Annotated in this window: 26 protein-coding genes; 13 read left to right on the plus strand and 13 right to left on the minus strand. The window is 69.9% G+C overall.

The window, feature by feature from the left end; genetic code table 11:
- The first annotated feature begins 12 nt into the window (after positions 1-12).
- From IMZ11_RS11535 to IMZ11_RS46155, 6 genes are read left to right on the plus strand one after another with little or no spacing between them, the layout of a single operon-like run.
- Entirely contained in the window at positions 13-891 is an 879-nt protein-coding gene (locus tag IMZ11_RS11535; protein ID WP_061252775.1) for a branched-chain amino acid ABC transporter permease, read from the plus strand.
- Complete coding sequence (locus tag IMZ11_RS11540; protein WP_228640549.1) at positions 891-2,702, plus strand: ATP-binding cassette domain-containing protein; 1,812 nt, start codon at positions 891-893, stop codon at positions 2,700-2,702. Before IMZ11_RS11535 ends, IMZ11_RS11540 begins: the two co-directional genes overlap by 1 nt.
- Positions 2,699-3,394: an ABC transporter ATP-binding protein gene (locus IMZ11_RS11545; RefSeq protein WP_228640551.1), complete on the plus strand. Its 696-nt coding sequence runs from the start codon at positions 2,699-2,701 to the stop codon at positions 3,392-3,394. The genes IMZ11_RS11540 and IMZ11_RS11545 overlap by 4 nt, the downstream gene beginning before the upstream one ends.
- Before the next feature lie 36 nt (positions 3,395-3,430).
- Positions 3,431-4,642, plus strand: a complete 1,212-nt coding sequence (locus IMZ11_RS11550) for an ABC transporter substrate-binding protein (protein ID WP_228640553.1) — start codon at positions 3,431-3,433, stop codon at positions 4,640-4,642.
- Positions 4,643-5,809 (plus strand): acyl-CoA dehydrogenase family protein, encoded by a 1,167-nt coding sequence (locus IMZ11_RS11555; RefSeq protein WP_228640556.1) that lies wholly within the window; start codon positions 4,643-4,645, stop codon positions 5,807-5,809. It abuts the gene before it with no gap.
- The gene (locus IMZ11_RS46155) at positions 5,799-6,752 is read left to right on the plus strand and encodes an acyl-CoA dehydrogenase family protein (RefSeq protein WP_228640558.1); all 954 of its coding nucleotides are present in this window, start codon (positions 5,799-5,801) and stop codon (positions 6,750-6,752) included. The genes IMZ11_RS11555 and IMZ11_RS46155 overlap by 11 nt, the downstream gene beginning before the upstream one ends.
- A 69-nt stretch (positions 6,753-6,821) precedes the next feature.
- On the opposite strand, the gene IMZ11_RS11565 is transcribed toward IMZ11_RS46155, so the two are convergent.
- The 5 genes from IMZ11_RS11565 to IMZ11_RS11585 all read right to left on the minus strand — a co-directional run bounded on the left by IMZ11_RS11565 (position 6,822) and on the right by IMZ11_RS11585 (position 11,160).
- Positions 6,822-7,634: a FadR/GntR family transcriptional regulator gene (locus IMZ11_RS11565; RefSeq protein WP_228640560.1), complete on the minus strand. Its 813-nt coding sequence runs from the start codon at positions 7,632-7,634 to the stop codon at positions 6,822-6,824.
- Positions 7,634-8,458, minus strand: coding sequence for an SDR family NAD(P)-dependent oxidoreductase (locus tag IMZ11_RS11570; RefSeq protein ID WP_228640562.1), 825 nt, complete (start codon positions 8,456-8,458; stop codon positions 7,634-7,636). The genes IMZ11_RS11565 and IMZ11_RS11570 overlap by 1 nt, the downstream gene beginning before the upstream one ends.
- Positions 8,455-9,561 (minus strand): acyl-CoA dehydrogenase family protein, encoded by a 1,107-nt coding sequence (locus IMZ11_RS11575; protein WP_228640564.1) that lies wholly within the window; start codon positions 9,559-9,561, stop codon positions 8,455-8,457. The genes IMZ11_RS11570 and IMZ11_RS11575 overlap by 4 nt, the downstream gene beginning before the upstream one ends.
- Positions 9,558-10,640, minus strand: a complete 1,083-nt coding sequence (locus tag IMZ11_RS11580) for an acyl-CoA dehydrogenase (RefSeq protein WP_228640566.1) — start codon at positions 10,638-10,640, stop codon at positions 9,558-9,560. The genes IMZ11_RS11575 and IMZ11_RS11580 overlap by 4 nt, the downstream gene beginning before the upstream one ends.
- A gap of 259 nt (positions 10,641-10,899) precedes the next feature.
- The gene (locus IMZ11_RS11585; RefSeq protein ID WP_228640568.1) at positions 10,900-11,160 is read right to left on the minus strand and encodes a hypothetical protein; all 261 of its coding nucleotides are present in this window, start codon (positions 11,158-11,160) and stop codon (positions 10,900-10,902) included.
- A 26-nt stretch (positions 11,161-11,186) separates the two neighbouring features.
- On the opposite strand from IMZ11_RS11585, the gene IMZ11_RS11590 reads away from it, so the two are divergent.
- Entirely contained in the window at positions 11,187-11,897 is a 711-nt protein-coding gene (locus tag IMZ11_RS11590; RefSeq protein ID WP_228640571.1) for an NAD-dependent epimerase/dehydratase family protein, read from the plus strand.
- Here the strand turns inward: IMZ11_RS11590 and IMZ11_RS11595 are convergent.
- The 3 genes from IMZ11_RS11595 to IMZ11_RS11605 all read right to left on the minus strand — a co-directional run bounded on the left by IMZ11_RS11595 (position 11,876) and on the right by IMZ11_RS11605 (position 15,005).
- Positions 11,876-12,817, minus strand: coding sequence for an RNA polymerase sigma-70 factor (locus tag IMZ11_RS11595; protein WP_228640573.1), 942 nt, complete (start codon positions 12,815-12,817; stop codon positions 11,876-11,878). The two genes, IMZ11_RS11590 and IMZ11_RS11595, sit on opposite strands and share 22 nt — an antisense overlap.
- 156 nt (positions 12,818-12,973) lie before the next feature.
- Entirely contained in the window at positions 12,974-13,450 is a 477-nt protein-coding gene (locus tag IMZ11_RS11600) for a carboxymuconolactone decarboxylase family protein (RefSeq protein WP_228640575.1), read from the minus strand.
- 646 nt (positions 13,451-14,096) lie between these two features.
- Positions 14,097-15,005, minus strand: a complete 909-nt coding sequence (locus IMZ11_RS11605; protein ID WP_228640577.1) for a hypothetical protein — start codon at positions 15,003-15,005, stop codon at positions 14,097-14,099.
- 301 nt (positions 15,006-15,306) lie between these two features.
- Between IMZ11_RS11605 and IMZ11_RS11610 the strand changes: the two genes are divergently transcribed.
- From IMZ11_RS11610 to IMZ11_RS46680, 3 genes are all read left to right on the plus strand, one after another.
- Positions 15,307-16,293 carry a DUF1259 domain-containing protein gene (locus tag IMZ11_RS11610; RefSeq protein ID WP_228640579.1) on the plus strand — a complete coding sequence of 329 codons (987 nt, stop codon included), beginning with the start codon at positions 15,307-15,309 and terminating at the stop codon, positions 16,291-16,293.
- Positions 16,294-16,655: 362 nt separating this feature from the next.
- A complete protein-coding gene (locus IMZ11_RS11615) occupies positions 16,656-17,198 on the plus strand; it encodes a Chromate resistance protein ChrB (RefSeq protein WP_308066782.1) in 543 nt (180 codons plus the stop codon).
- Positions 17,176-17,238, plus strand: coding sequence for a hypothetical protein (locus tag IMZ11_RS46680; protein WP_374462262.1), 63 nt, complete (start codon positions 17,176-17,178; stop codon positions 17,236-17,238). Before IMZ11_RS11615 ends, IMZ11_RS46680 begins: the two co-directional genes overlap by 23 nt.
- A 111-nt stretch (positions 17,239-17,349) precedes the next feature.
- Here IMZ11_RS46680 and IMZ11_RS11620 read toward each other — a convergent pair whose 3' ends face one another.
- Positions 17,350-18,690 (minus strand): M1 family metallopeptidase, encoded by a 1,341-nt coding sequence (locus IMZ11_RS11620; RefSeq protein WP_228640583.1) that lies wholly within the window; start codon positions 18,688-18,690, stop codon positions 17,350-17,352.
- A gap of 77 nt (positions 18,691-18,767) precedes the next feature.
- Between IMZ11_RS11620 and IMZ11_RS11625 the strand changes: the two genes are divergently transcribed.
- The gene (locus IMZ11_RS11625; protein WP_228640585.1) at positions 18,768-19,349 is read left to right on the plus strand and encodes a tyrosine-type recombinase/integrase; all 582 of its coding nucleotides are present in this window, start codon (positions 18,768-18,770) and stop codon (positions 19,347-19,349) included.
- Here IMZ11_RS11625 and IMZ11_RS11630 read toward each other — a convergent pair.
- A complete protein-coding gene (locus tag IMZ11_RS11630; RefSeq protein ID WP_228640587.1) occupies positions 19,264-19,638 on the minus strand; it encodes a DUF1622 domain-containing protein in 375 nt (124 codons plus the stop codon). The two genes, IMZ11_RS11625 and IMZ11_RS11630, sit on opposite strands and share 86 nt — an antisense overlap.
- 171 nt (positions 19,639-19,809) lie before the next feature.
- Positions 19,810-20,685, minus strand: coding sequence for a DMT family transporter (locus IMZ11_RS11635; protein WP_228640589.1), 876 nt, complete (start codon positions 20,683-20,685; stop codon positions 19,810-19,812).
- Positions 20,686-21,353: 668 nt separating this feature from the next.
- Here IMZ11_RS11635 and IMZ11_RS11640 point away from each other — a divergent pair.
- Together IMZ11_RS11640 and IMZ11_RS11645 are read left to right on the plus strand one after the other, a co-directional pair.
- Positions 21,354-21,743: a hypothetical protein gene (locus IMZ11_RS11640; RefSeq protein ID WP_228640591.1), complete on the plus strand. Its 390-nt coding sequence runs from the start codon at positions 21,354-21,356 to the stop codon at positions 21,741-21,743.
- A gap of 418 nt (positions 21,744-22,161) precedes the next feature.
- Complete coding sequence (locus IMZ11_RS11645; RefSeq protein ID WP_228640593.1) at positions 22,162-22,662, plus strand: hypothetical protein; 501 nt, start codon at positions 22,162-22,164, stop codon at positions 22,660-22,662.
- A 187-nt stretch (positions 22,663-22,849) separates the two neighbouring features.
- Here the strand turns inward: IMZ11_RS11645 and IMZ11_RS11650 are convergent, their stop codons facing one another.
- Positions 22,850-23,248, minus strand: a complete 399-nt coding sequence (locus IMZ11_RS11650) for a hypothetical protein (protein WP_228640595.1) — start codon at positions 23,246-23,248, stop codon at positions 22,850-22,852.
- 309 nt (positions 23,249-23,557) lie between these two features.
- Positions 23,558-24,178 (minus strand): L-threonylcarbamoyladenylate synthase, encoded by a 621-nt coding sequence (locus IMZ11_RS11655; protein ID WP_061261631.1) that lies wholly within the window; start codon positions 24,176-24,178, stop codon positions 23,558-23,560.
- Positions 24,179-24,324: the final 146 nt, after the last annotated feature.

Here is a 24,324-nt window from a genome sequence, read left to right on the forward strand (position 1 = left end):
GCGGGTCCCCCCATGGATGAGTTCCTCCAGACGGTGCTCGTGCCGGGTCTGGCGGACGGCGCGATCTACGGGTTGGTTGCGGTCGGCTTCGCCACGCTGTTCACGACGACCGGCGTCATCAACTTCGCCCACGGGCAGATGGTGATGCTCATGCCCATGTCGGTGCTGGTGGCGGTGGGCGCCGGCCTGCCGGTCTGGCTCGCCTACGTGGCCGCGCTCGCCGTGATGGTGGTGGTGGCGCTCACCGTCGAGTGGACCGCGGTGCGGCCGTTCGTGCAGTCGGGCCAGTCCGCCTCCTGGCTGCTGTCCACCCTCGCGGTCAGCGTGGTCCTGGCCGAACTGCTGGCCGTCCCCTACAGCGGGGAGTCCCGCAACTTCACGTACGGCGTCAGCAAGCACCGGTTCGACCTGGCCGGCCTGGCGGTGTCGCCCGCCGAGCTGACCGCGGTCGCCGCGCTGTTCGTCGTCGCCGGGTTGCTCGTCGTGTTCTACCGGCGCACCAGGATCGGGCTGGAGCTGCGCGCGATCGCCGACGACCTCGACGGCGCGGAGGCGATCGGCATCTCCCGGGCCCGCGCCTCGCAGATCGCCACGGTGTTGTCCGCGCTGGTCGCCGCGGTGACCGGGGTGCTGGTGGCCTCCACCCAGCTCGTCACCCCGTCGCTGGGGCTGTCGTACACCTTCTACGGGTTCGTGGCCACCGCGATCGGCGGCATGGGCAGCATCGGCGGCGCCGTCGCCGGCGGCCTGGTCATCGGCGTGGTCAGCCAGTTCGCCGGGGTCCACGTCGGCAGCCTCACGGTGAACCTGACGGTGTTCCTGCTGCTGGTCGTCGTCTACGTGGTGCGCCCGCACGGCCTGTTCGGCGCGGCACCGGTGCGGGCGGTGTGATGTCGTACCGGCTCTCCGACCTGTCCCGGACCCTGCGCGCCGCGGCGGCACGCGGCCGCGACGCCACCCCCGCGCCCGTCCGGCGGGTGCTCGCCAGGCCCGCCGCGCACGGCGCGGCGCTGCTCGTCGTGGCGACGGCGCTGCTGGCCCTGTGGGGCCCGCTGTCCTACAACGGCTACGTCCTGCAACTGGTGTGCCTGTACGCGGTCGCCACGCTGGGACTCAACATCACCACCGGCTACGCCGGCGCGCTGTCCCTCGGGCAGGGCGCGTCGTTCGCCATCGGCGCCTACGTCACCGCCGTTCTGGTGGTCTCGCACGGCTGGCCGATCTGGGCGGCGCTGCCGGTCGCCGCGCTGGCCGGGCTCGCCGCCGGGGCGCTGGCCGGGTTCCCGGCCGGACGGCTGGGCGCGATCGGCCTGGCCATGATGTCGCTCGGCCTGATGCTCGTCGTCAACGACATGCTCATCCAGTTCCAGTCGGTGACCGGCGGCAACAACGGCCTCGCCGGCATCGACGCCCGGTTGTGGTTCGGCGGCGAGCCGGTCTCGACCCCGTGGGTCGTGGCGATCGTGATCGTCGTCGTGGCGAGCGTCAGCTACTGGCTGCACGCCCGGTACCGGACGTCCCGCCTGGGCCGGGCCACCGTCGCGGTCCGCGACGAGCCGATCGGCGCGTCCGCGCTCGGCGTCTCCGGCTACCTCACCAAGGTCGTCGCCTTCGCCGCCGGGTCCGCGCTGGGCGCGCTCAGCGGAGGGCTGTTCGCGTTCCTGTCCGCCTACATCTCGCCGGACGCCTTCTCCTCCAACCTGTCCATCCTGTTCCTGGTCATGGTGGTGCTCGGCGGCAGCGGCTCCCGGCTCGGCCCGGTCGTCGGCGCGGTGCTGCTCGTGCTGATCCCGCTGCGCCTCGACGCGTACCCGCACCTGAACAACCTGCTGTACGGCGCGCTGCTCATCGTGCTCATGCGGCTGCGGCCGCGCGGCCTGTTCAGCCGTACCGCGGCGCCCGCCCCCCAGGCGCTGCGCGACCTGGCCGCGACTCCGGAGGTGGAGGTGCCGGAGCGCGCGCCCGGCGAGCCGATCCTGAAGGTCACCGACCTGCGGCGCAGCTTCGGCGGCGTGGACGCGCTCGGCGGGGTGTCGATGGAGCTGCGGCGCGGAGAGATCGTCGGCCTCATCGGGCCGAACGGGTCGGGCAAGACGACGCTGCTCAACGTCGTGTCCGGGCACTACCCGCCGACCGCCGGCCGGATCACCCTGCACGGGACGGACCTCGGCGGCCTGGGCGCCGCCGCGGTCGCCAAGCGCGGCGTGTCCCGCACCTTCCAGACCCCGAAGACGTTCCCCGGCATGAGCATCGAGGAGCACCTCGCGCTCCCGGCCGTCCACGGGGAACGTGACGAGGCGATGCGGGACGCCTGCCGGCGCGGCGCGCTCACCCTGCTGGAGCTCGGCGGCCTCGACCCGCACGACCCGGCCGCCGGCACCCGGGAGAGCCGGGTGATGAGCCACGGCCAGCTTCGCTTCCTTGAGGCCGCCATGGCCCTCGGCACCTGTCCGGAGGTCCTCCTCCTGGACGAACCCGCGGCCGGGCTGTCGGCCGCGGAGATCGAAGGATTCGAGCGCGTCGTCAGTGACGTCGCCGCAGCGGGAGTGGCCGTCGTGATCGTCGAACACCACCTGGACATGATCAGCCGCCTGGTCGACCGGGTCGTCGTCCTCGACCTCGGCACGGTGCTGTGGGAGGGCGAGCCCGGGGACCTGCACAGCGTGGACAGCGTCCGCGCCGCGTACATGGGGGTCGCGTGAACGGCGGCCGGCTCAAGGTGGACGCGCTGCGCGTCCGGTACGGCGGCGTCACCGCCGTCGAGGACCTGTCCCTCACCGTCGAGCCCGGCACCTGCCTGGCCCTGCTGGGCGCCAACGGCGCCGGGAAGACCTCCACGCTGCGCGGCATCGGCGGGCTGGAGTCGGCCGGCGGCGGGATCCGGCTGGACGACCTGCGCCTCGACAACCTCCCGGCGAGCAGGCGGGCCCGGGCCGGGCTCGGCCACGTGCTGGAGGGCCGGCACGTGTTCAAGAGCCTGTCGGTGGCCGAGAACCTCCAGGTCGCCGCGGCCCGCGCGGCCCGCAAGCCAGAACTCGACCCGCTCGACCTGCTGCCCGAGCTGCGCCCGATGCTGCAGCGCCTCGCGGGCGGCCTGTCCGGCGGTCAGCAGCAGATGCTCGCCATCGCCCGCGCGGTGGCCGGCGCACCCCGCGTGATCATGCTGGACGAGCCCACGAACGGCCTGTCGCCCAAGCTGGTCGGCCGGACCATCGAGATCCTCGCCGACCTGCGCGACGCCGGGTTCGCCGTCCTGCTGGTCGAACAGCGGGTCGAGGTCGCCCAGAAGCTGGAGGCGGACGTCGTGGTGCTCCGGCACGGGCACGTCGCGCACCGGGTGCGCGGCACCGACCCGGAACTGCCCGACCTGCTGCAGGCCGCCTACCTCTCCTGACCCACCCTACGGAAACCCCAGGAAGGACGACCCCCCATGAGGACACGTGCCACAGTGGGCACAGCCATGGTGTGCGCGGCGCTGCTCGCGCTCGCCGCGTGTGGCGACGATGGAGCCTCCGGCGACCAGGCCGAAGGCTCCACCATCAAGATCGGTTTTGTCGGGGCGCTCACCGGCCCGCTCTCCCCGAGCGGTCAGAACTCGCTGGCCGGGCTCAAGGCCGGCGCCGAGTACGTGCAGCAGCACAACCCCGGCACGAAGATCGTGATCGAGCAGCGGGACACCAAGGGCGAGCCGACCGCGGCCGTCGCCGCCACCCGGGCGCTCGCCCAGGACGGCGTGTCCGCGCTGTACTTCACCACCGAGGCGTTCCCGCCCGTGCAGGACGTGCTCAACCAGGTGAAGGTGCCCGGCGACACCGCCGGCGGCATCGGCTCGATCGCGGCCGACGTCGGCGACTCCAAGCGGTACAAGTACGCGTTCAGCACCGGTGCCGGCACCTCCGGCGAGACCTCGATCACGCCGCTGCTGGCGTACGCGGCGTCGGCCGGCAAGACGGTCGCCATGCTCGACGACTCCTCGGCCTTCGGCACCTCGCAGACCAAGGACACGCTCGCCATCGCGCAGAGCCAGTTCCCGGACGTGAAGATCGTGCACGAGAGCTTCCCGAACACCGCCTCGGACGTGACCGCGCAGCTCACCAAGCTCAAGGACTCGGGTGCCGAATCGCTCATCGTCTGGTCGTACGGCGCCCCGCTGGTCGCCACCATGTCCAGCCTGAACAAGATCGGCTGGAACCCGCAGATGTCCGCGGTGCTCGGCATCGGCGACCCGGCGACCACCGAGCTCATCCCGGAGGGGATGAAGAAGACCCTCGCCGCCGGGCCCATCGCCAAGACGTTCCTGTCGTCCTCGACCGGCGACGCGTCGATCACGGCGGACTTCGTCAAGCTCTACCTCAAGGCCAAGGGCAAGACCGAGTTCAACGCCCTCGACTCGGTGGGCGCGGTCTCCTTCGACTGGGCGCTGCTGGTGACCCAGGCGTCGCAGCAGGCCAAGTCCACCGAGGCCGACGCGATCAAGAAGGCGCTCGTCTCCGGGGGAACCTTCCAGGGCGCCAACGGCACGTACACGTTCGGTCCCGACAAGCGCATCGGAATCGATGCCGACCAACTCGGCGTCTTCGTACCCGCTCAGCCGTGCCCGGACGGCAAGTGTGTCGAAGCCGCCGTGAGTACAGGAGCGTAGATGCCCGAGGAGACCTCAGTGGATCTCCGGCTGGGGACGCGGGCGGACGCGTTGCGCGGCCGCCTGCGGGCCCTGCTGGCAGAGCTTCTCCCCGACGACTGGACGACCTCGTTCTCCCCGGACCCGGCGGTCCAGTCGGTGGTGACCAGGGTCGTACGGCGGCTCGCCGAGGAGCAGCTCCTCACGCTCAGCTGGCCCGAGGAGTACGGGGGCGCCGGCACCGACATCTGGCAGCAGGCCGTCCTGCGCGAGGAGATGTGGGCGCACTTCGAGCCCCGCGGCCCGCAGTACATGGGCCTGAACTGGGTCGGACCGGTGATCATGGAGGTCGGCACGCCGGAGCAGAAGGCCGTCCACCTGCCCGCCATCTCCTCCGGCACGGCCGTGTGGTGCCAGGGGTTCAGCGAACCCGGCGCGGGCTCCGACCTCGCCTCGCTGCAGCTGAACGCCGAGCTCCATGACGGCGAGTGGGTGCTGAACGGCCAGAAGATCTGGACCTCGTACGCGGGACTGGCACAGTGGTGCTTCCTCGCCGCCCGCAGCGGCAGGGGGACGGCCAAGCACGACGGCATCACCGTCTTCCTGGTGCCGATGGACTCACCCGGCATCCGGGTCGTCCCGATCGACTCGATCATGGGTGAGCAGCACCTCAACGAGGTGTTCTTCGACGACGTCCGGGTCGGCCCCGGAGCGGTGCTCGGCGAGGTCGGCCGCGGCTGGGACGTCATCCGGCGGGTGATGAAGCACGAGCGGATCGGCATCTCCCGGTACGCCCGGGACGAGCGGGTGCTCGCCGCGCTGGCGGGCCACCCGTCCCTGGCCGAACCGGCCGCGCTGCACGAGTACGCCCGCGCACTGGTGCACGCCCGGGTGGCCCGGCTGCTCAACTACCGCGCCGTCGCGCTGAACGACGCCGGCCGGCTCACCGACCGGGAGGCCTCCACCGCGCGGCTGGCCTCCATCCAACTCGACCAGGAGGTGGCTCAGCTGGCTCTCGACGTCTCCGGCGCCGACGCCCTCGTTCCCGACCCGTCGGCCGGCCTGCTCGGCCACGTCGAGGACGTGTTCCGGTACGCCCGTTCGGCGACCATCGCGTCCGGCACCATCGAGGTGCAGCGCATGCTCGTCGCCCGGTCGTCGATCGAGGGGGACCGGCGTGCGTCGTGACTGGCCACAGGCGGCCGTCGCCTACCAGGAGAGCGTGACCGGGGCCCTCGACGCGCTGGGCGGGGTGGACCTCGCGCGCGCCGCCGAGGCGGACCGGACCCGGCGGGAGGCGCTCGTCGCGCCCGCCCTGGACCGGCTCGGCCTGCGCGGCCTCGATCCGTGGGGCGAGGAGGACGAGTCGGCCGCCGTCATGCTGGCGGCCCGGGCGGCGGGCGCCGTCGTGCTGCCCTGGCCGCTGGCGCACGAGCTGGCCGTACCCGCGGACCTGCGCGGTGACGTCGGCGGCGTCCACCTGACCTCGGGGGACACCGGACGGCTGGACCACGCGGACCTGCTGCGCGACGCGGTCGCCGTCGACCTGGACCGGGGTGTCGCCCGCCGGGTGACGGCCGGTGCGCCGCGCCCGGCGCCGCTGGACCCGTTCGCGTCCGACGCCGTCCTCGGCGCAGAGGTGCCGGGCGTGGACGCGGAGCGGGTGACGGCGATGCGCATGCTGCTCGACGCCTTCTGGGTCGCCGGCGCGCTCGCCACCGCCGTCGAACTGGCGGTGACGCACGCCCGGGATCGGCAGCAGTTCGGCAAGCCGATCGGCAGGTTCGGCGAGATCCGGTGGCGCGTCGCGGACATCTCCCTCGCGCTCGACGGGCTGGAGGAGCTGGCGCTGCACGCGTGGTGGCTCGTCCGCCGGGGCGAGGCGCGGTCCGCCGACCTGCTGGCGCTGCGGGTGCAGATGATCGAGGCGGCGAACACGGTGCTGGCCAACGGGCACCAGGTGCTGGGCGCCATGGGCCTGTGCGAGGAGCACGATCTCACCGTGATCGACCGCCACCTGCAGAGCGTGCTGCACCGGCCGGCCGGGCGGATCAGGTCGACCGACCTGCTGGCGCGGGCCGTCGCGGCGGAGGGGTTCGACGGCATCTACCCGGTGGCCGCGTGGCGGTAGCCCGCAAAGGGAAAAGCCGGCCAGGTCCAGGACCTGGCCGGCCTTCGCGTACCGGTTCGTGGTCTCCGGTCAGTCCCGGGGATCCATGCGTGGATTGCCGTACTCGTCCAGCACCTGGACCGGCGGGGCGTCGTCCGAGGCGACGTACAGCTGCGACGCCTCCAGATGCGCCCGCATGAGCTTGCCGGCCAGCGCCGCGTCCCCCGCCTCGATGGCCTTCTCGATGGCGTCGTGCGCCCGCAGCACCGCGTGCCGCCGGTCCACCGCGGGGTAGCTCGCCTCGTCGTACGCCCGGCGGGCCCACCCCCGCTCCTGCACGCTCCAGACGCTCTCCAGCATCCCGACGACCACCCGGAGCGTCTCGTTGCCGGCCGCGTCCACCAGCCCCTCGTGGAACCTGACCGACGCCCCGGTGAACGCCGGCCCGTCCTCCACGACCTGCGCGGCCTCGTCGTTGAGTTGCCGGAGCCGTTCGGCGACGGCCGAGTGGTCGTCGCGGCGGGCCGCGTGCTCCGCGCACAGCGGCTCCAGCAGGTTGCGTGCCGCCGCCAGGTCCCGCATGGGGGTGGTGCGCGCGTGCAGCAGCAGCCCCATGTGGTACGCGGCGGACCCGGGGGTCGGGGCCTTGATGACGGTGCCGCCGCGCTTGCCGCGGCGGACGACCACCAGCCCCTCCGTCTCGAGGATGCGGAACGCCTCGCGGAGGCTCGGCCGGCTGACCGGGTACTCCTGGAGCAGCACCGGCTCCGTGGGCAGTTCCGCCCCGTCGGCGAGATCACCTTCCAGGATGCGCAGCCTGAGCTGCGCCGCCAGGGCCTCGGCCACCCGGGGTGTCCGCAATGGCATGCGGCGGGGGCGTGGTGGGATCTCGGACTCGGTCATCAGAGTGTTTCACCGCCGTCGATGAAGATGGTCTGGCCGGTGATGAACGAAGCGAGGTCCCCCGACAAGTGGACGGCCAGCGCCCCCAGCTCCCTGGGGTCGCCGGTGCGCCGCATCGGGATGCGCTCCTTCAGCCAGGCCTGACCTTCGGGACTGTCGTGAAGAGCCTGCGTCATGCTGGTGCGGAAGTGCCCTGGAGCGATGGTGTTGACGGTGACGCCGAACGCCGCCCACTCCTTGGCGAGCGCCCGGGTGAGCTGGGCGATGGCGCCCTTGGCGACCTGGTAGCTCACCGTCAGGTTGGCCGACCGGGCGACGCTGCTCGATGCGATGTTGATCACCCGGCCGCGCCCCCGCTCCAGCATCCCCGGAACGAATGATCTCACGAGGTGGAGTGATCCGCGGACGTGCGTGTCCAACACCGAGTCCCACTCCTCGTCGGTCATGGCGACGCCGGCCGGCCCCGAGCCGGGCTGCCCCACCTTCTCCCCGGACGCCTCGTCCACGGGCAGCGGGACGACCGGCCGCTTGACCAGGTTGCCGGCGTTGTTCACCAGGATGTCGACGCCACCCACCTCGGCCAGCACCGCGTCACGCAGCCGGTCCAGGTCGGCGGAGCTGCGGATGTCGGCGGGGAAGGCGTACGCCTGGCCGCCCGCGGCCTTGATCTCCGCCGCGAGGCCTTCCAGTTCCTCCGCGTTGCGGGAGACGCCGCACACCACGGCGCCCGCCCCGGCCAGCGCGGTGGAGATCGCCCGGCCCAGCCCGCGCCCGGCCCCGGACACGACGGCTGTCCTGTCCAGCAAGGGGTGGGTGTCTGTCATGGTGTGCCTTTCGGTAGTCCGAGCGTACGCTCCGCGATGATGTTGCGTTGGATCTCCGACGTGCCGCCGTAGATGGTGGCGCCCAGCGATTCGAGGCGCTCGTCGAAGAGGGCGGGGTCGTCGAACGCCCGCGCCCCGGCGGTCTCCAGCGACAGCAGGGCCGCGCGCTGCACCGACTCCGAGCCGAGCAGCTTGAGGATCGACGACGCGGGGGACGGCAGGCCCGCCCGCCGCTGGGCGGCGGTCCGCAGCCCGGTCAGCCGCACGCCCTCCGCGTCCGCCAGCGACCGGCCCAGCCGGACGAGCTGGTGCTCCGACAGCTCCGGCGCCGTCAGCGTGGGTTCCAGCGCCCGGGTGGTCTCCAGCCAGGTGTTGATCCAGATCATGTCCCGCTCGTGTTCGAGGCTGGACATGGCCACGCCCCAGCCGCCGTGCAGCGGGCCCAGCAGCGCCTCCTCGGGCACCTTCACGTCGTCGAGGAAGACCTCGCTGAAGGACTCGACCGCCGGCCCGGCGGTGCGGATCGGCCGGACCTCCACCCCGGGGCTGCACAGGTCGAGGACCAGGCAGGAGATGCCGCGGTGCGGCCTGGCCTCCGGGTCGGTGCGGACGTACAGCGTGCACCACCGGGCCTCGTCCGCCTGCGTCGTCCACACCTTCTGGCCGTTGACGGTGAACACCCCGTCGGCGAGCGTCGCCGTCGTGCGCAGCGCGGCGAGGTCGGACCCGGCGCCGGGCTCCGACATGCCGAGCGCCCACCACTCGTCCCCGCGCGCGGCCGGCCGGAGCAGCCGCTCCCGCTGGGCGGCGGTGCCGAACGCCCGGATGGCCGGCGCCGCGACCCCGACGCCCTGGATGTTCATCAGCCGCGGCACCCGGCGGCGCGCGCCGGCGAGCTTGACGGCCAGCGCGTTGGGGACGCTCAGGTCGCGCCCGCCCTCGCCTGGGCCCCACTCGGGGATCAGCCAGCCCGCGTCGAACGCGGCGGCCTGGTACTCGGTGCGGAGTTTCACGTCGCGGCGGTAGCGCTGGTAGTTCTCGGCGTAGTCGGCGGGCAGGAAGCCGTCGAGGAACGCCTCGAACTCGGAGGTCACATCCGTCATCGGGAGATCCGCCTTTCGATCCGCTCGATCCGCGCCGCCGCCAGGTACAGGTCGTCCGGCTCCCCGAGCAGGCAGGCCGTCTGGTGGGCGCGCCGCAGGAACAGGTGGCAGTCCGCCTCGAAGGTGACCCCCATGGCACCCATCAGCTGGGTGAACAGCGACGCGACCCGGACGGCCGTCTCGGCCGCGACCGCGTTGGCCAGCAGGCAGTCCCGGGTGGCCGCGTCGCCGGGCGGCCCCCCGGCCAGGCTCAGGGCCGCGCCGTAGGCGAGGCTCCGGGCCTGTTCGACCGCCGTGTAGGCGTCCGCGAGCCGGTGCTTCACCGCCTGGAAGGTGCCGATGGCCCGGCCGAACTGCCTGCGCTGGAGCACGTGTGCGACGGCCGCGTCCAGGGCGCCCGCGGCGGTCCCCACCAGGTCGGCGGCGACACAGGCGCGGGCTCCCGCCAGCACCCGGTCCAGGTCGCCGAGCGGGAGCTCCCGGCTCTCGGCGCTGGCCACGCCCGCCTCGCCCCCGAGCCGGAACACCGGGAGCGGCCGGGAGGGATCGATCAGGGTCGCCTGCTCTACCGGCTCGACCCCCTCGGCCTCCGGATCGACCACGACGACCCACGCCCGGTCCGGTCCCTTCACGATCAGGGTGAACGCGGCGGCACCGGGGCCGCCCAGGACGTGCGCCCGCTCGACGTGGCACCGGCCGTTCCCGTCGTCCCCGTCGACGACCCCCTCGGCGATCCCGAAGCCCGCGGGCGCCCGCCGGAAGTCCTCGCGGTGCACTCCGGCCGCGACCTGCGTCCGGTACGCGAGTGCCGACGCCAGCAGGGGAGCGGTCAGCAGGGCGCGCCCGGCTTCTTCGAGCATGACCACCAGGTCGATCAGCCGGCCGATCCCGCCGAGGTCCTCGGGTATCCCGATGTCGGCGTAGCCGCCGTCCGCGATCGTCTCCCACCCGTCCGGCACACCGCCGTCGAGGGCGGCACGCATGGCCGCCGGGCCGTGCAGCGATCGGAACTGGGCGCGGGCGGTGTCGGCGAGGGCGAGGGTGTCCTCGTCCGGGGCTAGAAGCTGCCAATCCGTCATCTTTGTCTGGGTTCTCCTCAGCGGTGTGGGATCGCCATCAAGGCAGATGGTACCGGATTTTCGCCTTTGCCTATATATGATTTAGATGTTACCACTCAGCGGTGGGCCCGCTCGGGGAGCGGCCCGTTCTGCCGGGTCCCCTGTCGGAGGTGGGCTCGCCGGTGCGCGTCCGATCGGCCACGACGTACCTGCACGGGTGGGAGGTACGGCGCGCAACTGGCCCGGACCCCGAAGACGGCCAACGGAGGGATCCCCGAGATCAGGTCCTCGTGGTGCTGCGGGCGCACGTGGACGTCCTGATCGTCACCGAACCCGTCCGGCCGCCGGCCTCGGCCGAGCCGTACCTGACAGGAGAACTCATGACGCGTGAGCCGATCGGGTCGGTGTGGGCGACGGGATCGGGGGCCCGGCTGTCGGGATAGCGGGTGGCCGCCATGCGCAGGTAGCTGACCGCCGTGACGGCGAACCGATCGGAGGCGCCCATGCCGTAGACGGAGACGACCGTCCGTCCATCGGACAACTCGCTGCGGAAAGGCAGCGCGAAGCATGCGTATCTTCATCACCGGCGCGAGCGGCTATGTCGGCGGCGTCGTCACCGAGCATCTCGTCCGGGCCGGCCACGAGGTGGTCGCCCTGTCGATGCTGGACGGGCTGAACGAAGGGGCCGCGTTCCTCTACACCAGCACCGGCCTCGTCTACCCGGACACCCAAGGCGCCACGGTGGACGAGGAGCACCCGGTCGACCCGCAGAGTCCGCAGCCCTTCAAGATCCACGGTGAACGGCAGGTCCTGGACGCCGGCCACGTCGCGGGCACGGTGATCCGCGCGGGGCTCGTCTACGGCCGGGCCGGGTCGGGGCTGTTGCAGGGCATGCTGGCCTCCGCCCGGCAGCAGGGCATGGTCGCCTACATCGGCGAGGGGACCAACGAGTGGTCGTCGGTCCACGTCGACGACCTCGCCGCGCTGTACGCGGCCGTGCTGGCGCGGCGTTCGCCTGGGACGGTCGTGAACGCCGCCGGGGTCGAGCGGACCCCCATGCGCGGGATCGTCGAGGCCGTCGCCGCGACGGCCGGAGCCCGCGCCGTGTCCGTCACCCCCGAGCAGGCGGCCGAGACGATGGGACCGGCCGCCGCCATGCTCACCCGTTCATCGCCGCTGGACTCCGCCAAGGCGCGGCGGCTGTTCGGCTGGAATCCCACGTCGCCGAACCTGCTCGACGAGCTGACCTCCGGTTCCTACGTCCGCGCTTCCGCCTGATCCGTGGGCCGGCGTGCCTGTCTCATCGCGCGGTCGATCGCCCAGGCGTCCGCTACCGGGCCCACGTGCCCGAGCTTGTCGGGGTTGATCACTGAGCGGATCGTCTGGATCTGCCCGTCGAGTACATCGAGCGCCAGGATGTGGAGCACCTTGCCGTCCCGGTCGAGGAAGATCGCGCCCGGCTGGCCGTTGACCTCATGCGGCTCGAACGTCACGTCGATCCGGGCCATCCACGGGAAGACGGAAGCAAGCAGCCGGGCCACGTTCTCGGCGCCGATGACGGCCCTGGCCAACTGCGGGGCCTTGCCGCCGCCGTCGCCGACCATCGACACGTCGGCGGCGAGCAGTTCTCGCAGGCCGGCGACGTCGCCTTCGCGGAGGGCGTCGAAGAACCTCGACGCCAGTTCCTCGCGCTCTTTGCGAACGGCTTCGAAGCGCGGCCGCCCGGCCTCCATATGCCGCCGCGCCCGCACCAGCAACTGCCGGCACGCCGCCTCCGACCGCCCCACCGCCGCAGCGACATCGTCGAACCCGAAGCCGAACACCTCCCGCAGCACGAAGACCGCCCGCTCGAGCGGGCTGAGCCGCTCCAGCAGCACCAAGGCCGCCATCGACACCGAGTCGGCCAGCTCCGCCGACCGCTCCGGGTCCTGGTAAGGGTCGGCGAGCAGCGGCTCGGGGAACCACGGCCCGACGTACGCCTCCCGACGGACGCGGGCCGAGCGCAGCACATCGATCGAGATCCGCGTCACCGCGGCCGACAGAAGAGCCTTGGTCGACGCGGGCCGGGTCGCCGAGCCGTCAAAGCGCAGCCATGTCTCCTGCACCGCGTCCTCGGCCTCACCCACACTGCCCAGAATCCGATAGGCGATCGAAAACAGCAGCGGCCGCAGCTCCTCGAACTCCTCGACCTTGCTCACGCCCGATCCCCTCCCCTTGAAACCCTCCCACCCGGCCGTACTCGCTGGCGCAAGCATCTTCTGATGATCATCCAGACCACCGGCAGGCCAGAGTAACGCCCCCGAGCCCGGGGCCCGGAGCCCGCAGCCGGACCCCGAGCCAGTTGCTGATGCCGTTCACTGGTGGAACTGTCCGGGCTCGTAGGTGCCGGCCGGCTGCCGGGTGATGATATTCAGCCGGTTCGCCGTGTTCATGAAGGAGACAAGGATCACCAGAGCGGTGAGCTGCTGCTCGTCATAGTGCTTGGCGGCGTGGGCCCACACCTCGTCGCTGACCCCGCCGGCCGCGTCCGCGACCCGGGTCCCCTCCTCCGCCAGTTCCAGCGCGGCACGCTCGGCCTCGGTGAAGACCGTGGCCTCCCGCCACGCCGCGACCAGGTTCAGCCGCACCGAGGTCTCGCCGGCAGCGGCGGCCTCTTTGGTGTGCATGTCGATGCAGACGGCGCAGCCGTTGATCTGGCTCACGCGAAGCGCCACCAGCTCCTGCGTGGCGGTCGGCAGCGGCGAGTCCTTGAGCGCCTTGCCCGCCGCCATGAAGTACTTGAGGACCTTGCCGGCGGTCGGGTCGGCGAAATAGTTCAGTCGCGCGTCCATGGTGTGCTCCTCTGTGGTCGTCCGTTGCTACACCCCCTGAGACGGGGTAGCCCGCCTCCCTGTGACATGGACGGAATGAGACCTGCGTCTCCCGGTCGCCGGGCTCGGCCAACTCGGCGTCGATCTGCTGGGCCGGCCACCGACACGACACCGGGTGTAGCTCACTGGGAGTCGCGAGTACCGATCACTCTCAAGCCGCGTCAAAGCCAAACAAGAACGCCCCGAGCGAGCGATCATCGCTCGGGGCGTTTGGGCTGTTCACGTGCTGCGGTCAGGGGCAGGGTCGATCTGCCGACCTTCCACTTTTCAGGCGGACCAATCACCCTGTCTGGCTCCTTCGACACGAGTCAGAGAGTGCCTGAACGTGCCCAGCGTGTGCTCCTGATAGCCGACGTTGCCGTCACCGTTGCCCCGTCAGTTCCCACGGCGTGAGTACTTGCTTGCAAACGGGGGCCGGTCATGACGCAGGGGGCTCTTCGCCCTGGCCATGTGGAAGGTCCGGGCTGATGGCGTGTGATCGCGTGAGGCGGTGTTGCTGTATTCCGCGAAAGGGGCCGCACACGAAGCGTGGGAGGCATGGTTTTCCTCGATCGATAGTGTGCTGCCCCTTCGTCCCCTCGCAAGCGCGACAGCGGTGCGTTGGCTGTCAGGTGACGTGCACGGTTATAGCGGCCGTGTGGAGCCTGCCCTCGGTCTGGAACTGCAGGAACAGGCGCCAGTCGCCCGACCTCGGCAAGTTGGCATGGAACAACAGTGTCGGCCCACCGCGATCGCCGTGGACCTTGGTCTCCGGATGGAGGTGCGCAAACGCCTGATCACCCTGGTGGAAAGCGGTCAGATGGGCGTAGGTGTCGAGGTAGGGCTGCAGGTCGGTGACAGGCTTGCCGGCCTTGGCGAAGGTCACGGTCAGCGCGCTGCCCGTACCCGCCTTCAGCTCGCCGCTCACGTTCATGACATAGCCGTCGACCGTCGTAGAGGTTGAGGCTTCGGGCAGGGCGACGGGGGTGACCGGTCCGGGGACAGTGACGGTGCGGCTGAGCACGAAGTCTTGGCCCTTGCCCGAGCCGGTGTCCGGCGTGAACTGGGTGAACAGTCGCCATGTCCCAGGCTGAAGCGCGGCCAGCGAGGCGGTCCAGACGCCATCGGAGGCCATCGTCGGGTGGATGTGCTGGAAGCCGGTCAGGTCCGAGCGGATGGCGTAGAAGTGCAGCCGCTTGGTCTGCGTGACGGCGAAAGCGGTGACAGGTTTGCCGTTCGGGCCGGTAATGGTGAACCGGTAATCGGTCGCCTTGCCGGAGGGCAGTGTGGCGGCGCTGGAGAACATCGTGTAGCCGGCCTGCTCGGAGGATAAACCGTCCATAGCGCCCATACCGGGCATGCCAGGCATTGGTGACGACGTGGCGGGCACCGAGCTGTGGTCCATGCTGAGCACCGACGCATGGTGCCCGGAGCCGGGGTCGGGGCCGCAGGCGGCGGCGACGAGCGCGAGCGCGACAGGAACTACGGCCACGACGGCAGCACGCCGACGCGACAAGCAGCGGGAAGAAACAATCATGACGAGGTCCTTTGGGTGCGCACCATATGCGGGCGAGGCACGGCCAAGCGATGCCCGTGCTTATCGGTGTTCAGAGCGCCTGGATGACGTGCACGTCATGAGTCACGTGGCAGGAGGCTCCGCTCCCTGACCCGTTCCCCCGCTGGCCACTCCCAAGACGGCGACTACGAGTTCTCCGGCCCTGGGTAGGTCGTGGAATCGCCAGCAATCGGCATGGAAGACGGGGATGCCTTCCATCCGGGGCGGGTCGATGTAACCGTGGTTGCATAGGTGTTTCGTCGGGTGCTGAGGGGAGCACGCGATGCACACTGTTTCGTTCCCGCACATCGGCCGGATCAGCACAACAGGGCTTGCGGTGATAGCCACGCTGGTGACGGCATCGGGCGGCTCGGGCATGGCGACCGCGTACGCGGCTGACGGGGACGGACCACATCAGGACCGCCTCCTGCGGCCGGTGGCCACCAGTGAGGCCGACTGGAAGGCGACCGCGCAGACGCTGGGAAGATCCGGCAAGCTGTCAACCGATCACACCGTGTATCGGGTGGGATTCCCTCGCTCGGACCTGAAGGTCACATCCCAAGGAGTTCCCATCAAGCCGGGGTTCGCGCTGGGCTCGTACGCGGCCTTCGCCCGCTACGGAGACGGCCAGGCGATGATGATGGGCGATCTCGTGGTCACCGAAGACGAAGTGGGCAAGGTGACCGACGCCCTACAAGCGGCCGGGATCTCCCAGACCGCACTGCACAAACACCTGCCGGCCCACGAACCGCCAGTCTGGTGGACCCACATCCACGCCATGGGAGACCCCGCGACGATCGCCCGCGGCATCCGCGCCGCTCTGGACCAAACAGCCACTCCACCGGCGTCCACGCCGTCCTCGCCAACGCCGATCGACCTGGACACCGCCGGGATCGACGCCGCCCTGGGGACCAAAGGCACGAACGACGGCGGCGTCTACAAGTTCACCTTCGCCCGCCGCGAGGACGTCTCCTCCGGCAACCGGGTCACCCCAGCGGGGATGGGCGTGTCCACCGGGCTGAACTTCCAGCCGACCGGCGGCGGCAAGGCCGCCATCAACGGCGACTTCGTCATGACCGCCCCAGAGGTCCAAAACGTCATCCGCGCTCTCCGGCGGGGCGGCATCGACATCGTCGAGCTGCACAACCACACCCTCGACGATCAGCCCCGCATGTTCTACATGCACTTCTGGGCGGTCGACGATGCCGTCAAGCTCGCCCGCACGCTGCATCGGGCGGTAGCGGTCGGCAACGTCAAACCCGCCTCCTGAGAAGACGCGAACACAAAGCAGCACGAAGGGGCGCCGATGAAGCTGAGTGGCGACGCTTGGGCGCCCGCCTCGGCGCCCGACGCGATCCGCTCGCCCAGAAGGTGCACGCGGTCATGCGGGCGAATCGGGACAGATGAAACCGAAAGGGGGACGCGGCCACACGACCAGCGGGATGGGCTGACTTTCGACCTGTCAACCAGGGCGTTCGCCGGAGACGCTCATCACCGGCCCTCCCGCACGAGATCAGGTACAGGAACCGCTCCGATACGGCGTGCATGACATCGCATCCGCGCTGATCGGCGCCACCGGCTACGCGGCGCCCGCCGTACGGCAGGCCCCGGCAGAGGTGATGGGCCGTGAACATGCGGCAAGGCGGGACGGGTGAATGGGTGCTGCTGTCCTACCGGCTGCCCCGCGAGCCGTCCACGCCGCGCATCGGCGTCTGGCGCAAGCTCAAGCGTCTGGGCGTGGCACAGCTGTCCGACGGGCTGGTCGCGCTGCCGGCCGACGCGCGCACCCGCGAGCAACTGGAGTGGATCGCCGACGAGGTGATCGAGGCCGGCGGGACCGCCGGGATCTGGCTGGCCCACCCGTCCACGTTGGCACAGGAACAGCGGGTGGCGGCGTCGATGGCCGCCGCCAGAGCCGCCGAGTACGCCGCCGTCACCGAGCAGGCCGCGCTCGCGTCCGGCCAGGACGAGGCCATCCGGCACTCGACCGCCCGACGGCTACGGGCCGAGCTGCGCCGCATCGGCCGCCGCGACTACTTTCCCCCGCCCCAGCGTCGCACCGCCCATCTCGCGGTCGACGCCCTCATCACCCCGGGCGCCGTAGACAAGGAGACGAGGGGTTCACATCGACAGGGCCGCGTGCGCGTGGCTGATCCGGCGGCACATCGACCCTGACGCGGAGTTCGTGCTCGTCACCGCCCCGGCCGAGCTATGAGCCGACCGACCCGGTGCTGCCGGACGTTCCGAGCGCCTGGGACAGCTCGTGTTCCCCGGCGGAAAGTCCGGGCCCCGGTCGAGGCCCGGACTCGTGAGCGTGCGGGTTCGCTCAGCCGTCGATGCGGTGGGTGGTCCAGAACGATGACAGGTCGACCGAGGTGGCGGCCTGGGCGGCGGCCTTGAACTCGGCGGTGGTCGAGATCCCGTACCAGTGGGCGCTGGCGTAGTTCCTCAGCAGGTTCTCCATCGCCGTGGTGCCGATCACGCGCCGCAGGTCGTGCAGCGCGCACTTGCCGTAGGTGTAGACCACGGTTCCGTACCGGCTCGAGTGGGCGTCCCAGTAGGCCATCGAGTTGCTGATCTTCTCGGCCGACGACTGCCAGGTGACGTTGTTCCAGCAGTTGGTGCCCGAGATGCCGTTGTAGAGATCGGTGGCGTAGTCGGTGAACGACTCGTCCAGCCACGGGCTGGTGTACTCGTCGTCACCGACGATGCCGTACCACCACTGGTGGGCCAGTTCGTGGGCGAGGGCTGTGGAGCTGACCACGTCGAGCACGAAGCCGGGATACTCCATGCCGCCGAACCAGAAGTTGTTGTCCAGCACAACGTCCGCCTCGCCGTACGGGTAGGCCCCGAACCGCCCGGCGTGGGCGACCAGCGCGTTCTTGGCGGTGGTCATCATCGAGGAGGCGCTGCCCGAACTGATCGAGCTCACCCGGTAGACGTTCACCGTGACGCCGGTGGTCGTGGTGCTTGTGGTCTTCACGAACGGCCCGGCCGCCCAGGCGAACTCCCGCACGTTGGCGGCGGTGGCCGTGGTGACCGTACGACCGGACGTCCCCGGCGTGTCGACTGAGGTGCCTGTGGCAGGCACCAGCAGCGAGGTCGGGTGGTCGAGCGTGACGGAGTAGTCACTGGTGAGCGCGTAGAAGGACTCGCCGTTGTTGCTGTACGGATCGAGGTGCCAGCCGCTCGCGTCGCGGACCGCCAGAACGGGCAGCGCGTTGCCGATGAAGTTGTAGGACCCGTCGCGGCCGAACCGGTCCGCGCCACTGGGCACCACGATGCTCAGGTCGAAGCCGATCGAGGCGCTGTCGTTCTGGGCGAGCGGGGCGGGCAGTGTGATCTTCAGCGCGGTGCAGGAGACCGACAGCGGGGACGGCGTGCCCCCGGTCACGTTGGTCACGGTTATCGGTGTGGACGGGCACGTGCCGTGGTAGTTGTCCCACAACCGGAGGTAGACCTCCGTCAGGGGATCCGCGGACGGGTTGGTGAAGGTGATGCCTTCGTGTCCGGTCCATGTACTGCCCGACGTGTCGCTGGTCAGGCTGACCGTGTAGGAGGGCGAGGCCGGCGTCCGGGTTCCGTCCACCGCGAAGGCGGCCGGTGGAGTACCCCAGATCAGGAAAAGTAAGGCTGCGAGGGCGGGAATCAGGGCTCGACGCACCATCAGGACGGTCTCCCTTTTCGAGCGCGCGGGTCCCCCGATCTGTCAGCAGAATGTAAATTCTTGTCAAATCGCAGTCAATGATCGATTTGGCTGGCCCTGGTGTGCTCGGTCGGAAGTACCCGCTGACGTCGACCCGAGAGAGGGTCCCTGGACGGATAGGAAGGACGGTCGGCTGTGATCGCCGGAGCCGTCACAGACGCGTCCTGAAGCCGCTCGACAGGTGGCACGTACGGCGAGAGTTCCAGCAGATCACCAAAGCGGTGGGGCTCGGCGAGGACTGGAGTCCTCGGGGACTCCGTCACAGCTTCGTGTCCATCCTGAGCGCTCACGATGTTCCCGTGGAGGATATCAGCGATCTTGTCGGGCACGTCAGCACGCACGTGACGGAGACGGTCTACCGCCACGAGATCAGGCCGGCGCTGACCAAGGGGGCGCAGGCCATGGTCAGGATCCCTAAGAAGCGGGCCGAGTTCGCCGTAACGTGTCGGCCCCCTGTCTCGCTCCCGAAGATCAGAAAAGGAGTTTCGGACGATCTCCGAAACTCCTGCTCCCGGTCGACGAACGAGCCCCCCGTCAGCCTGCCGTTCGCGGTGGGTGTGTACGCGCGGGTCGCCGCCATGGCCACTGGCCCTCCAGCTCGACCTCGAGGGAGAAGCTAAGGAACGTCCGCACCAGCACGATCACCGCGAGCACGCCTACGCCGGCGAACGTCGGCGAGACCGCGACCGTACGGATGATGTCACCGGCGACCAGAAACTCCAGCCCGAGCAGGATGGCCCGACCCAGGCTCTGGCGGTACAGCCGGTACGCGTCCGAGAACTCCTTGCGGCGGTGGAGTAGTCGACGTATGAACACACCCGTGGCGATCAAGGCACCGCACACGATGACGGCCACTCCAGCGACGTCCACCGCCTCGCCCACCGTCTCAACCGTGGTCGCAAGCTCCATGACGGCTCCTCCGTTCGAGCTCGCGCTCGGCACCTTGTCGTGCGCTCGGTGGGGCAAACGTTATGGCCGGACCGCTGACCGCTGTCGACCGGCTCGCCGTGGACGGAGAACGCGATCGGCGGGCCGTCAGCGGGCGGACACTGTCAGACGCTGCGCCCACCGAGTCGTTCCTCACTCTTCCTGCGGGGCCATGAGGTCTTGTCCGCGGATGTGCGGGGACTGGGCGAGCTTGACGCTGCCATAGAAGATCAGGACCACGCCGAGCAGTTCGAGCACGATCCAGGCGCCCAGGCGGATGCTCTCGCCGAAGAGCGCGACACCGAGGCCGATGCTCGTCACGGGGTCAGTGACGTTGAGCGTCGGCTGAACGACGACGAGGTTGCCGCTCTGCAGGGCGGTCTGCAGCACGAAGACGCTGAATATGCCCGCGGCGACCATGGCGTAGACCGGCCAGGTGGCCAGCACAGCGGCCTTTTCTGTGTCGAAGAGGCGGGTGCTCTCCTTCATCAGCGCGGCGGTGACGGCGAACCCCAGACCGGAGGTGATGCCGAGCAGCGCCGCACGGTGCGAGCCGCGCCTGATCTTGGCCATCCCGATCAGGAACGCAGCGATGCCCGCGCAGACGATCGCGGTGATCACCCAGTCCTGGGCGGTCGGGGCCCGGTGTCCTCCTCCCGGGCTGGCGGAGGCGAGCAGGAGCGCCAGCCCGAGGGTCACGGAGATGATGGCCATCCACAGCTGACGGTCCAGCTTGATCCCGAACATCAGCCAGATGATGAGCATGGTGAACGGCAGCTCCATGATGAGGAGCGGCTGTACCAGGGAGAGCATGCCGAAGTTCAGCGCGCTCGCCTGGAAGAGGAAACCGCTGATCATGGCGCCGATGCCGCCCAGCCAGACCGGTCTGCGCATCATGTCCCACAGCAACGACAGCTTGAACGCCTCGCTCTGTGGGGCGGTCCGTGCCGCCCGGCGCTGCAGTACGGAGGAGAGGGCGTTGCAGGCCGCCGCGCACACGGCCAGGACCACCGTGAGCACCGAACTCACCCAGCCTTCCGGCCCGAGGCCGCCTGCTGTTCGTCGGTGGAGGTCATAGGGCTTCGCACATGCTCCGGCGGTCTCGTGGCGCTCGACATCTCGAGCATTTGGTGAACGCGCTGGTGGCGCAAGCACCCCACGCCGCGTGCGGACATAGCCGGGACCCGCCTTTGCGCTCCCCTTTGTGCCCTCCCCCGCGCGGCTCCTCGCGTGGCCGTCCTCGGGTTCTCCCGGGCTTCCCTGAGAGACGAAACGAGGTCGGTCGCGACTCACGCACGTTCCGCTGGAGCCACTGGCCAAAGCCCTGGCCAAGCGACGTAATCGACGACCGGGGGAGGGCCTCGGGATGCCGTACGTTCCCGAGGCGCGGAGGACGGCATGGCCCGGAGATCAACCGCTGCATCGGATGACAAAGCGCGCAGCCAGGCGGGCACAGGCAGGAAACCACATGTCACCGTGCCACTGTTCGACACCTTAACTGAGCCGTTTTCATCCTCGCTTCTCGAGCCTGAAGGACGTGTTTCTGGTACTCGCTGGCAGAGCAACACCGAGGCCAGTCGCTTCGCTCGCTGGCGGTTGGCAGTCAGCGACGTCCGTGAGCACGACCTCGGCGTGCGCGTGCACCGCACATCTCGGTCAATCCGCCGATTGTCGCCCCTTTCTGTGACACTCCCAGAATGCTGAACGTAGACCTGTTGCGGCCGTTGATGTGGGCCGCTTGGGGGCCTGACACCTGCGATCCAGTAAGCCGCGAACAGTGGCGGTCTGACAACCCGGCAAGGGGCCAGTGTGGGACGACGGCACTGGTCGTGCAGGACTTACTCGGGGATGACCTGATCCATGGCGAGGTCCATGTCGGTGGAGCCAAGGTCTGGAACCATTACTGGAATCGGCTGCCTGACGGCACCGAGGTGGACTTCACCTCCGATCAATTTCAACCCGGCGAGGTCGTTGTCGGTGGTCGCGTACAGCAGCGGCCACCGGATGGGCCCCGCCGGTGCCGCGAGCAGTACGAGCTGCTGCGGCAGCGGGTGTTTACCGCCCTGGCCTCACCGCGACTCGACTGAGGAGACATGCCATTGTCGTCATGGTTCGCGATCTCGTAATGCCCGGGGGGCCCACATCCGGGACGCCGGGCCATGGGGTATCGGCGGCATTGCTCGCCGTGTGTGCGCCTTGCCATACTCGGCCTTGCCGAGGGGGCGGCCTTTCCTTACGCGAAGGGCGGAGAGACGGATGAGCGAGCAGCCGACGGGTCGGTCGGACGGTGCGGACAGCGGCCCGTCTCCCGTCTGGGGTCAGCAGCCGGGTCAGCCGGGACCTGGCGAGCAGGTCTGGGGGCCGCCACCGGGTCAGCCCGGACCTGCCCAGCACGTCTGGGGTCAGCAGCCGGGCCAACCGGGGCCCGTCCAGCATGCCTGGGGGCCGCCACCGGCGGCGAGTCCGAAAAGCGGCCTGCCCAAAGGCTGCCTTATCTCGCTTGTGGTGGTTGTGGTCATCGCGGTCCTGGGTATCGCGGGCGTGGTCGCCGGTGGCCTGTTCCTGGCGAACAAGGTCAACGATGTCGCAGGTCAGGGCTCGCCTGGATCCGACAAGCTGCCGCAGACGATCGACGGTCTCACCCTCAGCAAGGGTGGAGTGGCCGGGCTTGCGTGCAGCCTCGGAGGTGGCACGATGAATGACGTTTCCGAGGCCGGCAGCATCGGTTCGTACTGCTATGTCGCGGACGAGGGCAGTGGGTTCGCCATGGCACTCGCGGGCAAGGGCGAGGCTTTCGACATGACCTGGTCGACGATGCTCTCCAGCGCCGGTGGTGGGGCGGAGCCGAAGAACGTCAACGGCGCCCAGTGCGTCCATGACACGGATGCGGCAGCGATCTGTGTCGCGAGCAAGGGGGACGTCTCGGCCCTCGTCGTGACCTCAGGTGGCGTCAGTGAGGACACCGCGGCCAAGATCGCGGTGGTTGTCGCCGAGAACATCGTTTGAACCGTGTGGGTGCCCGAAACTCGGCCGTTGGTGCTGACCTGGGTTTGGGATTTCAGTTCTGGCAGGCATGATCGCTGTTCATGGCGCTGCGGCTGGTTTATCTGATCTTCGTCCGGCTCGCGGGTCGGATGGTGCTGCTGGGTCGTTCGCAGCGGTCGAAGGACGCGGAGATTCTGGTCTTGCGTCATCAGTTCGCGGTGTTGCGTCGCAGGTGGCAAGGCCTCGGCCGTCGTGGGCGGACCGAGCGGTGATCAGCGCGCTGGCGCGCCTGCTGTCTCCAGCCGGTCGTCGGCAGTTGTTCGTGACGCCGGGCACGCTGCTGCACTGGCAGGCCGATCTGGTGCGGCGGAGCTGGACGCGCAAGCGCCGTAGCCAGGGGTTCGCCGGACGTCGTCTCCACATCGTCCTGGTTGACGATCGACAGGCGGATCGTCACCTCGCCCTCGCGGGGCTTGCCCGTCATCGTTCCCTCCACCCGGGAGAGGTCGCCCAGGTAGTTGAACCGGCGCAGTTCGAGCCGCAGCGAGGCCAGCCAGCCGTCGTCGCCCATCCAGTCGGTCAGCAGGTACAGCGGCGGGGCCACCATGCCGCCCCATCCTGCATAGCCCACATTGCCTGCAAGATCATCCCGCGCATATCCCGTGCCCGCCGAGGCTGGAACCTCGACACTGGCCCGCCCAGGGGCCCGGCGGAGACAGCACACGGTGAGCGCCCCCTGCGGGCCGGGGCGCGGTCCGCCCCGCAGAACTATCACTCACCGCAGATCGGAAAGGAAGATCGCTGACTACCGGCCGGCCGCAGGCCGTGGTTCGAGTGGGGGCGAAGGTCTGCCGTCGCGGCCATGCGGATCCCCGACAGCAAGGCGATGTCGGCGCCTCAGACGACGGCGACCGTTCTACTCGAAGCGGGACGGGTCTCCTGCTCCTCTGCGGAGGATCTCCGGTTGGTCCTGCGAGAAGTCGATGACCGTCGTCGGCACGGCGCCGCACTCACCGGCGTCGACCACGGCGTCCACCACGTGATCGAGCCTTTCCTTGATCTCCCAGCCTTGTGTCATGGCTTCGGTCTCTTCGGGCAGGAGCAGGGTGCTCGACAGCAACGGTTCTCCGAGCTCGGTCAGCAACGCCTGCGTGACGACGTGATCGGGGATCCGGACGCCGACGGTCTGTTTTCTGGGGTGTAGCAACCGGCGCGGCACCTCCTTCGTCGCAGGCAGGATGAAGGTGTAGCTGCCGGGGGTCGCCGCCTTGATCGAGCGGAACAGCGCGTTGCTGATGTGGACGAACTGGCCGAGCTGAGCGAAGTCCTTGCACACCAGGGTGAAGTGGTGGTGGCTGTCGAGACGGCGGATCTCCCTGATCCGGTCGATGCCCTCCTTGTTGCCCACTCGGCAGCCGAGCGCGAAGCACGAGTCGGTCGGGTACACGATCAGCCCGCCCGCGCGGATGATGTCCGTCACCTGACGGAGCGCCCGAGGTTGCGGGTTGTCCGGATGTACGTCGAAGTACTTTGCCATGCGTCAGAGCTTAGAAGCGCTCAACTTCTGGGGCTGATAAGGCATGAGTGAGAGCTCGACCACGATGAGAAGCGTCATCAGTACGGGTGGTAGCCGACGTGCGCCCCGGAGCTCCACGCTGGTGCAGGCCCAGACCGGCCTTGAAG

It is taken from the genome of Microtetraspora sp. AC03309 (genome assembly GCF_020826795.1).
In the GTDB taxonomy this organism is placed as follows: domain Bacteria; phylum Actinomycetota; class Actinomycetes; order Streptosporangiales; family Streptosporangiaceae; genus Microtetraspora; species Microtetraspora glauca.